The sequence below is a fragment of the Candidatus Zixiibacteriota bacterium genome, from assembly GCA_021159005.1.
Classification (GTDB): Bacteria; Zixibacteria; MSB-5A5; order UBA10806; family 4484-95; genus JAGGSN01.
The window spans coordinates 1-10,835 of record JAGGSN010000146.1 but is presented as its reverse complement, the minus strand read 5'-3'; the positions used below and the strand labels follow the sequence as shown (position 1 = coordinate 10,835).

Below are 10,835 nucleotides of genomic sequence, written 5' to 3'. Positions count from 1 at the left end.
GGCGCAATATTTACATGATTAACCGTTATATCAACAAGTTCCGTATCAGCCAATGCGCCATCGGATACGATAAATCTTACCTGATATACGCCGCTCTGCGTATAATCCGGGTCAAATTCAAACAAACCATGCCCATTACTGCTATCGTAGAAAGCCGCATTAGTCGGCATATTCTCAGCGGTCAAGGTCAATGGATCTAAGTCAACATCAGAAGATGTTACAACGAACTCGAGATGATTACCTTCATCAACGTTTTGAGCGCCTATTGCATCAAGTATAGGGGCATCGCCAAATGCTTGTTCGCTGCCAAATAAAATACTAAAAAATGCCAGGCTAAATATAATGATTAATTGCAAATTAATCTTTTTATAACTTGATTTAGATAGCATCATCGCCTCCAAAAACTGGCAAAGCAATTTGTACATCCTGCATTTCTATTCTCCACGATATTGCCTTATTTTCAGCAATATATTCTATTATCTTATCGATGGATACAACCTCGTATGGCAAAAACATCGAAAATGATTTTATCTTTTTCTCAGCCTCTTTATACATCCTCTCCATAATTAAATCTCCCTAAGTCATTGACTCCTTTTATAAATCATGGAAAAGGTTATTTTACCAACAACATCTTCTTTGTTTTATTAAAAACATCCGTTTGAAAACGGTAGAAGTATATTCCTGAAGTAACCGTCTGGTTATTGCTATTCGTTCCATCCCATATCACCTGATGGGGTCCTGCCTCAAGTTGACCAGTATAAAGTTCCTTAACTTCCTGGCCAAGAATATTAAATATGTCAATACTTACATTTGAGTTATAAGGCATCTCGAATGATATTACCGTATTGGCGTTAAACGGATTAGGATAGTTCTGGTATAGAATAAACGACTCTGGCAATTCCCCAAGCACCTCAACATTAAGACAGTAAGCATTAACATCGACTATCTCGAAATCCGTTAGTCTAATCGCGCGATTAGGATTTGTGTTTTCACCGATAAACTCAATATCAAGCTTTGCTAACTCGCCGACTGCAGGACCAAATTCAGACCTGTCAAAGTTGTAAACAACAACCTTAATCTCCTCACCGGTATCATTGAAATCAAACTGAAGATTAGAAACCATATCACCGGCAATTACGTCATTAATTATTACTTCAGAAGGGTCATATTCTATAGTAAACTGAACACCAGCAGCTTCTGTATCTAAAGACAGCCATATCGGCGCCTCGCCGCGGAAACCCGGAAATATCCCATCTCTAAGAATCTCTACATTTCCAGCAAGGTCATATGCTCCGGGAGGCGGTGGAGTAATTCTGAAAATGCGATTTACTATTTCCATCAAATCAGCAATAGTAACCCCATTTTCGCGATTATAATCTGCCGCATCAGCTTTCCTGATATCAAATTCAATTATCTCAAGAATATCGGAAATGATTGCCACGCAATCTCCGATAGAAATTATTCCATCAAGGTTGGCATCACCAAGTATATCGATACCAAAACCTTCATCCGAAGAATAGATTATATCCTGCTGAGAACCATAATAATCAATTACGGAAAAAGCGGAATCAAATGTAACCACCGATAACCCGGGCAGCGCATAATTGTCAACATCAACTTCAAATTCAACAATTCTGCCCGAACCCATGGGTATGAATTCCTCTTCCGGATTAGTAGTAAAAATTAAAATTCTATAATATCCGTCTTCTAAAAGCCTTGCCTGCATAAACAAATTAAAGACCCTGGCCGAATCAGCCAAGACGTTATTGATATCCAAAACCTCCGGATCATAAATAAGATCAAACTGCAAACCGTACCGGGGTTCAGAATTTCTGAAATTGATAATAAGACTTCTTCCCACCGAACCCGGCAGCGCGCCCTGACCATCAGCAACCTCAAGAATATCATTGGGCGCCTCTACTACAGTAATGGAAACCAATTTGCTAGAATTATTACTGCCATCCGATGCAGTAAAAGTAACGGAATAAACATTGCCGCCTTGATTAAAATCCGGATCAAATACAAATGTGCCTATAACAGGCGATGAGCCGCTAACCGGTTCAAATTCTGCATTTTCCGGAAGACCATTGGCCGAAAGAGTAATATTATCACCCTGCGGATCAGTTGCGCTAACAGTAAATTCGAGATGATCACCCTCGGTTGCTTCATGATTAGTCTGGCAAGTTATTACCGGAGCATTTGGATTGCCGCCGCTGCCAACATTAATAGTAACCTGCTTTGAAACTGTAGAATTAAAAGAATCATCTACATTAAAAGTAACAGTATAAGCGCCATTTGATGTCGGAGTCCATGAAAATGGCGCCGAAACCGAACCATTACCATCGCCTCCCGCAAAAGTGGCTCCGCTTGGCACATTCTCAGCCCAAAGATGCAATAGATCGTTGTTTATATCCGTTGCTGTTACCGTAAATTGAAGCGGTGAACCGGCCGTCCCATTATATGAACTAAAAGGATTGCTCGCATCAAATTCCGGAGGATTATTAAAACTCGACCCAATTGTAACCGAACCGGTAATTAAAAACGGGACAACAAGAATAGTTCCTGAAGTATCTGAGATAATATTATCATTATCTTCAATCTCAAGAAAAAATACACTGCTTACAACATCAGGAGCGCCTGAATGTATTTGAAGCCTGATTGTACATATCGGACCCCTGCCTCGCGGAATCCAAAGCACTTCCTCACCATAACCATCAAAAGCAATAAGCCTCAATTGACCCGGATCAATATTGGCAACATCAGGATCCCATACAGCCGCCCAAACATTCGGAGATTCCCCTAAATATGCAGTCCTTTCAGCTGTTTCAATTCCAATTGCAGTCATAACGTTCGGATCATAAGCCATAAAAAGTGCAAAACTTCTAACATCAATGGAATGATTGTACAATTCTACATCTAATTCAACTATATCACCTTGTTCGCCGCTGGTGCTCATAATTTTAAGCGTATCCATTTGGGCAAAAAGATTGCCCGTAAAACATACACAAAAGAATAACACCGTAAGAAAATAAACTTTAAAATTCCTTAGCAAAAGGCATTCTCTATTAAACATCTCTAACACCATTCATTTTATAACAATTACCTTTTTGCAAAAAATACATTTAATTAAAACACTAAGCATATCCATTTGTATAGAGTTATCCTCCTTAAGCATTAAGATATTCATTCTATTTATATCCTATTTTCAAATTATCTCCTAGAAGTACAATTAAAATCATTTTAGTAAAGTCATCTTCTTTACGGCATCTTTTCCATCCAATGACAACATATACAAGTAAACTCCTGAAGCAGCCGGTTGGCCGCTATCGGAAAATCCATTCCATCGAAGTGTATAAGTCCCCGCTGAAGTATATGAATCGAATAAACAAGCTACCTTTTTGCCCAAAATATCATATATCTCGAATTTGACATAACCATGTTCATTTATGACAAACTCAAAACTCGTGCCGGCATTGAACGGATTTGGATAATTATTACCCAAAGATAAATTGTAAGGTATCTGATTATCATTATAAATGTCGGCAGTCCGGTTAATAACAATCTCACCATCAACAACAACCGGAATAATAATAATATATCCAGCGCTGTCCACAATTGCGTTTCCATATTCATTGCTGCAATCAAATGCTACTGGTAGATGAGAACCTTCAGCAACAGTATCATCCAAAGCGATTCTTATAACCGCTAATTCATGATAGCCTAAAGGCAATGGTGAAATAGTATCGACCATTGGGAAAGTAATAGCCATGCCGGTGATTCTTAAACTACCATCAGAAAACGGCGACATGAATATACTAAAATCACTTATAGACTCGCCCCGCTCCACATCGATAAACCTGGCTTTAGTCGAATCAGCCAAAAATATTCTTGTTGAAAAACCTCCAACACGTATAGTCTGATTGACTAGTGAAAGAACAAGTGATGCTGTATCGCCCTGATAAATATAGCTTGTTGATAACATTAAACTATCTACTTCTTGCGAAAGAGAACTATTAAAGGGCACACTGGCGGTTAATAATACGGCCAGAATTATTGCTTTTTTCATAAAAAATACCCCAAAAAAATTAATTAAATTTTAATCAATAACAATCAAGCAATGTTCATGCCGCCTTTCTTCTAACTTAAAACCTATCATCATTATAGTTCTATCAATAAGTTACATTAAAAATACCATTTCCGCTAAATTATTTCTCTATTATACTTATCCTCTGTTTGCATTATTTTTCACATTATTACAAAAACTATCAATTTTCTCTTATTGGAAACCGGGAGAGACAATTGCCTCTCCCGGAATCTCCAAGTAAAAATTCGCCGCTAAAGCATTCCTACTTCAGAAGTGTCATCTTCAGGGTCTTGGAATTTTCGCCAGCGGATACTTTGTAGAAGTATACGCCACTGGCAACATTGCTAGCATTCCAGTTTACTGTCTGGTGGCCAGCAGGTGTATAGCCAAGATCCATATTTTCGACTAACTGACCGGCTATGTTGTAAATAGCAATATTTACATCAGCCGCTTCAGGAAGCGCGAAGTTGATTTTGGTTCTAGCGTTGAACGGATTCGGGAAGTTCTGAGATACCGTGAATTCGGTCGGTATCGGAACTGAAATCTCGGTGCGCGCATCCATCAGAGCGCCACGATCATTCGAAATCTGAACATCACCAAAAGAAATTTCGCCTTCGCCAACAGGAACTGTGAACAGGACATTAGAGCCAGAAGCGAAATAATTCGCATCAGGGTTATAAACTACGACAGTCATGACGCCGTCTTTGTCGCTGTAATTCAGTTCGTTGCCATTAGCTGTCGGCACGCCAAGCTCTACGCCTTCATGGTTGATAGCAACTAAAGCGCCGCCAACACTGGCTTCAGAGGTGACCATAACGTCAACAAGACCAGAAGCATCTTCCGGCATTGAAATAGTAGCCACAACGTCAACCGGCATAACCTTGCCGTCAATAGAACCGTTAATTACGTTAATCATGTAGATAAGGTCAGCAACAGTAGCCTGGTATCCGTCACCATTAACATCAGAAGCAACCATCTGACGAAGAGTGAACGGGAAACCGATCGGGTCAATCATATGATTGGTCAACAGAACACCATCACCAAGTTCAAAGCCATAACCGTTTAAGTTAAGGTCGCCCATGACGATATTATGCTCATCCATAACCTTGATATTACCGCATTCGAGGTCAAGGAGCATTGTTCCATACTCAACGCTGTCAGGAGCATCATCACAACCATGGGTAAACCAGGTGTGATAACCTGTCGGGTCAGCAACGGCGTTCAGACTGATAGCTTCATATGGATCATCGCTGTCACAGAAGCAAACAGGGATGCAGAAGTTATCAGGATATGTAAGCGGAGCTAAGAGGAACTCCACCTTTATGATAGGTTCAGTCATATCAATCAGATCGCAAATAGGCTCATTAGGATCTTGATCATTGAGGCTATTGATGAATACGAAATTAACGTAAGTGTCGGTTATTGTAACATTCCAATAATCGCCGCCTGCAAAGATCGGGTTGAGCCAAACGTTGTCCTCGCCGCCAATTACTGACAGTACCGAAGGATCAAAGCAGACTGTGAATTCGAAACCGCCCATGCAGAAGCAGTCGCCGCAGCCATCAAAATAAATCGGCATAAAATCGGACATACCAGGGAAGATGTACAGAGCCGGATCCATCCAAGCATGGACAGAACCAACTATGGTGAACGGGCCAGCGAAAATGAATTCTGTCGGCGGAACGTTAATGCCATCATCAGCAGTTATGACGATATCAAAGACAGCGCAGTCGCCGCAGAAGTCTTCCATATCAAAATCGATTTCATAAGTATAAGTAGCCGCAGTGCCAGGACCGCCGGGCTGATCGGTAGCTATCAAAGTGATTGTGCCATAGTTAACGGTAACATCCAAATCATCGCCATCATTATCGAAAACATCGACAGTGGTGGTGAAATCTGTGTAGCCGCAGTCATACGGCATGGAGAATTCATCATCTGGATCAATGATTGGGGGCTGGTTCGGAGAAAAATACAGGCAGGCATAGAAGTCATAGCAATTATAACCCGCGCCGCCTGATGTATCGCCAGCGTTTAATGGCTGATAAGGATCATTACCAAGACCTAACGCATCACAAATAGTCGAGCCGATATAGGTAGTATCAGCTGTTGTGTGAGCAACGAATGTGGCAATATGGCTAACAGTAAACCATTCACCCCAAGGATTCGGGTCACCGCCTGTATCAGCAAAACCGATAATACCTAAGCTGCACCAGCCAGCCGGAAGAGGCGGATCACAGTTTTCATTGGCAAAACTGCAGTCATCCCACTCAGTGAGCGGCCATTCAAAAGAACACTCAGCTGTGTTGAAAGCTGTAACATAGTCCGTATTGATGCCAAGAGGCAAGCAGAAATTGGCGATATAAACATTAGCATTCATGTTAAAAGCATAGACCGGAATATCAATATCCTTATCCGGGCTAACAGTCATAACATTATCCCATGTGGGGTTAAATTCGCCACCGTAATAAACCTCAAAACCGTCAACAGACTGCCCAAATGCAGTGGACGCAAAAAGTAAAATTGCAAATAACGCTAAAAGTTTCTTCATTCTTCACTCCTTCTTAACACGCATGGTGTTAAAAGTATAACTAGTGATTGTTTAATTGAGGAATTCCATTTCCTCGTTATAATCCCCTTCAAAAATGTACTTTGGCTTTTGCTCTTCTCATCACCTCCTTCAAGGAAATCAGGTTTTTATATTTACTAAAATAATATTCAAGTCAAATTAGCCTTTTGTTAAAAAATCACTCACAGGGTATAAATTCACAAGTCGCCGGCTCGGGACCCTCTCCTCGAAAGTATCTAACCATATAAGTTACATCAGCGCCAATAATATAGCCATCGCCATTAGCATCCCCGGCACATTTACTGCAGGGACAATCGACATTTCCTCTAAAATAATTAACCAAACGTACAATATCCGCCCCTAAAACCATGTCATCACAATTAACGTCGCCGCTTTGAATAAGAGTGGTATCGCCAAACCCGGTGCCGGTAACATCCGGACCTATTACAACGCCGCCAGTGCTAACGCCAACATCATACCATAGACAATCATCATCAATTATCCGAACTGAATCCAAATAAATAGTTGCTGTTTGGCAAGTTTGATAACCACAGCCAAAATCATAGATAACATTGCAGACAAGCGCCTCATACGCCGAATCAAGAGGTTCATGCGGATGGCTGGGATGGTTGCACATACCCCAAATCCTTAGCCTGTTTGGACCTAAAGGTATGCAGTGGAGGTCTTCCCAATAAGAAAACACACCGCCTACGGTGTCAATATCAATCGGACGAATACTTGCGGGCGGATCAACCCGCACCTCAAAAAATATCCCCCACACCCTACAATTCGATCCAAAAATAATCGGAACCTGAAATTCCGATAAACCATCCCTATCAATTCCTCCGGGATAATGATTGCTGCGGATGTAAACATTACACTCCTGCGCACAGGCCGCTGTAATTTGGACAATTACCAACAAAATTACGACTTCGATAAATAAGACAATACGTTTTGTCATAAAGGTTTCTCCCCTCGTAATGGTTAACCTTAACTTCATTAAACACAACTAAATATTTTTAGCTACTTTTAATAAACACTCCTTTTGCAAAATGCACTTTATTAATATCAAATAAATGCTATACTCCCAAAATCCTCATTTTTACAGCCCTTGCAAACATTTTACTTTCTAACTGTATCCCTATTCACTATAAACATTTAACCATAATCACAAACTCAAATTAAACTAATTAAAAAGTTCTTTAAATTAAGTCAAATTCAGGTGTCTCGCAAAACTGCTTTTTGCCATCAAGTACTCCAGAAGCTTTAATGCCAGAAGTTAAAGTGGAATGGTTCCACACTGTGATTAATATACAGAACTTGAAAACCTTGTCAAGAAAAAAAATAAAAAATATTATCTTTAAGTATTTCCAGCTATTGATTAGTAAAACGAACACATTAAATAAAAATAATAAAATAGCAGCAATTATGCGAATGCACATTCACAAGCTCGCCCTAACAGCATTACACATAAGCAGATAGCTTTTATAGTCATATTAGATCGCGATGTTATTATTGAAGGATATCAAATGCTGTGCAGTCAAGCTTTCAAATATATGCCAGCTACTGCCGAGCTGATTTCTGCTTGCCTAAAACCGCAGAATTATAAACCGGACAGGTTTCTTTTTGGCAGCAAGCCGGGCAGCTAATTAAGCGATAGTATAATCTATGAATAATTATAACCGCAATATATATTCCGAACAACCCGTCAGGATTAAACACAACACCATCCATTAAATTTAGCAATCCCAATCCTATCGGAGCTAACCTCAGCGGCCATAAAAGAATAGTAAATCCATAGCCAGCTTGAAAATAAACCTGCTCGCCTTGGGGAAAAATAAAACCCGAATAAATGCCCCAACCGGAACTGCATCTCTTGCCATGATAATAGCATTTTGTACATCTTAAAAGCGGCAGAAGAACAAGCAAAGAGAATACCCAATAAGCGCAATATACCAAGCCAATATCTAAATGAAAAGTAATTACCAAATATACAGCCAACCCGATTTCTGCAGCGCCAAATATCCAGCGCGGCAAAATCCTCAGCCACGGAAAAACATCTAAACCTTGTTCACAATTCTCCATAATTTAATATTATAGCATAATTAAAAATAACCTGCAAGTTTTCTCTTTACATATGCTTATATTTGTAACAATATTTATATGTAGTCGTATATTATAAAGGGAGAAAAATAATGAAAACACAAATCATCAGTTTAATTTTTGTAATTACTGCGCTTTTTACCGGAATAACGCAGGCTACGGTATTTATCGGAACCAACAATAAAAGTTTCCAGCCCGACACATTTTTTAATGATGATGTTTTTATTACCGGCAACTCCATACGATTTCAATCTAATGTAGCCGGCGATTTAATCGGCGCCAGCCAGGAGCTGGTTTTTTCCGGCATCTGCGATGGCAATATCAACTGGGCCTCGCGCTGGTTGACAATTAATGGCCCCGTAGATGGCTCCTTACGCGGGTTTGCGCAAACAATTAATATCAACGCGCCGGTTGGACGAAATCTCATAGCTTTTGCGCAATCCATTACTATTGGTCCATCAACCCATATATCTCGTGAGGCCTTTTTAGCTGGCGAAGAAATAGTTTTTGAAGGCACTATTGATAATTTGCTTCGCATAGAAGGCGATAAAGTTACTATTGGCGGTAATATCGGCGGCAATTTAAACATAGAAGCCAACCAAATAGAAATCAAACCAAGCACTATTATTGAGGGCGATTTAATTTATCAATCATATGAAAAAATTAAGCTTGATGAGAGCGTGCATATTGCAGGAAAAACAGACTGGACGGAGTTAAAGAAAGAAAGTGAAAAATCAAAATATCACGCTTTTCAGCCTATTAAATATATGATAATTATGTATCTTATTATGAATTTATTTTTCAGTTCTATTGTCTTTCTCCTCACTCTTTTTCTCGGCAATAAAATCCTGATTCCATTGATGTACTTAGCTTTGATAGTCAGCGGTTTGGTGGTAGTTTCAATAAATAGAAATATGGCATCAAAAGCTGTCAGGGCTATTCAAGAGCGTTTCATGGTTTCTCTGGGGCTGGGAATTTTGATGATATTGCTGTTTCCCGTTGCCGCCTTTTTAGCCACTCTTACTATTGTTGGAATACCTGTGGGTATTATGCTCGTTTTCACATTCGGGATATTTAGTTTTGCAGGAGTAATCTATTCGGCTCAATTTGTTGGCGCTTATATCTGTCGCTTACTGAAAATCGAAAGACAGCCATCAAGCGCATTATACCTGATAATTGGAGTAGTATTTCTTGCAACAGTTATACTTATACCAATAATTGGGTGGCTGGCAGCTTTCCTGACGCTTGCTTTGGGTTTGGGTTCATTAACGCTCTCATTAGAACGATTTAAGGGTAAATTCACGGCTGTAAAAAAATCAGAGCCGACTGCAGAATAATTATATAGATACACGATAGAGCTATTTGCAAAAAGATGATAGCTCGGAGTTTCCCTAATTTTTTAATTAAATTGCAGGTAGGGTTACGACTCGCCAAAGTCGAGAAGAAACCCGACACTTTATCTGCTCAAAAAAAACTATTTTCAGGGAAACTCATCGAAATTAAACTTGACGTTAGTATAAAGAACAATATATTGATGCCATCTTATGCGCCTTTAGCTCAGTTAGGTAGAGCAGCTGACTCTTAATCAGCGGGTCGAAGGTTCGATCCCTTCAAGGCGCAGTTTTTCTTTTATAGCTCATTATAAATCAACATATTCAACATTAATCGCAAAAAGGTTCTACTATTATGATAGTAGAATTTAGTTGTAATAGTCCGCCGATTTTAGGGGTAATTATTTATAACTTCATGGGTATTAATCAATAAGCAAATCCTTTAACATGGTGAGTAGATAGGAGAATAAAATGAAATTAGATTATTTAGAAAGTTTTATGAGGGAGTTAAAACATCGAGAAAGGTCAGGCGCAACAAAACGTATATATGATAATTCCATCAAACATTTTTATAAATGGGTAGATGAAAAAAACATCCGGTTTGATGATGCGACAAAGGATAATGTTAAAGACTATTTAGCAGAGCAACCTTAAAATATTTCGATTTATACGCTCAACGGTAGATTAAGCAGCCAACAGTAGGGCAGAAAAGTCTCCGACTTCTGCCTGCTATGATGAAAGCCAAGCGTTT

9 protein-coding genes and 1 tRNA gene are annotated in these 10,835 nt (G+C 39.5%); 3 read left to right on the top strand and 7 right to left on the bottom strand.

Annotated elements, in window-relative coordinates; all coding sequences use genetic code 11:
* The 7 genes from J7K40_09780 to J7K40_09750 all read right to left on the bottom strand — a co-directional run.
* Nucleotides 1-392, bottom strand: a 392-nt coding sequence (locus J7K40_09780) for a hypothetical protein (GenBank protein MCD6162686.1), incomplete at its 3' end; no start/stop codon positions are given.
* Entirely contained in the window at nucleotides 379-564 is a 186-nt protein-coding gene (locus J7K40_09775) for a hypothetical protein (GenBank protein ID MCD6162685.1), read from the bottom strand. The genes J7K40_09780 and J7K40_09775, both read right to left, overlap by 14 nt.
* A gap of 49 nt (nucleotides 565-613) precedes the next feature.
* Entirely contained in the window at nucleotides 614-2,974 is a 2,361-nt protein-coding gene (locus tag J7K40_09770) for a T9SS type A sorting domain-containing protein (protein ID MCD6162684.1), read from the bottom strand.
* 261 nt (nucleotides 2,975-3,235) lie between these two features.
* Complete coding sequence (locus J7K40_09765) at nucleotides 3,236-4,066, bottom strand: T9SS type A sorting domain-containing protein (protein MCD6162683.1); 831 nt, start codon at nucleotides 4,064-4,066, stop codon at nucleotides 3,236-3,238.
* 280 nt (nucleotides 4,067-4,346) lie between these two features.
* Nucleotides 4,347-6,632 (bottom strand): T9SS type A sorting domain-containing protein, encoded by a 2,286-nt coding sequence (locus J7K40_09760; protein ID MCD6162682.1) that lies wholly within the window; start codon nucleotides 6,630-6,632, stop codon nucleotides 4,347-4,349.
* Between the two features lie 196 nt (nucleotides 6,633-6,828).
* Nucleotides 6,829-7,611, bottom strand: coding sequence for a dockerin type I repeat-containing protein (locus J7K40_09755; GenBank protein ID MCD6162681.1), 783 nt, complete (start codon nucleotides 7,609-7,611; stop codon nucleotides 6,829-6,831).
* Nucleotides 7,612-8,213: 602 nt separating this feature from the next.
* On the bottom strand, nucleotides 8,214-8,735 hold the full coding sequence (locus J7K40_09750) for a hypothetical protein (GenBank protein ID MCD6162680.1): 522 nt from the start codon (nucleotides 8,733-8,735) through the stop codon (nucleotides 8,214-8,216).
* A gap of 110 nt (nucleotides 8,736-8,845) precedes the next feature.
* Between J7K40_09750 and J7K40_09745 the strand changes: the two genes are divergently transcribed.
* From J7K40_09745 to J7K40_09735, 3 genes are all read left to right on the top strand, one after another.
* Nucleotides 8,846-10,090, top strand: coding sequence for a hypothetical protein (locus tag J7K40_09745; protein MCD6162679.1), 1,245 nt, complete (start codon nucleotides 8,846-8,848; stop codon nucleotides 10,088-10,090).
* Nucleotides 10,091-10,299: 209 nt separating this feature from the next.
* Nucleotides 10,300-10,373, top strand: a tRNA-Lys gene (locus J7K40_09740).
* A 182-nt stretch (nucleotides 10,374-10,555) separates the two neighbouring features.
* Nucleotides 10,556-10,738, top strand: coding sequence for a phage integrase N-terminal SAM-like domain-containing protein (locus J7K40_09735; protein MCD6162678.1), 183 nt, complete (start codon nucleotides 10,556-10,558; stop codon nucleotides 10,736-10,738).
* Nucleotides 10,739-10,835: the final 97 nt, after the last annotated feature.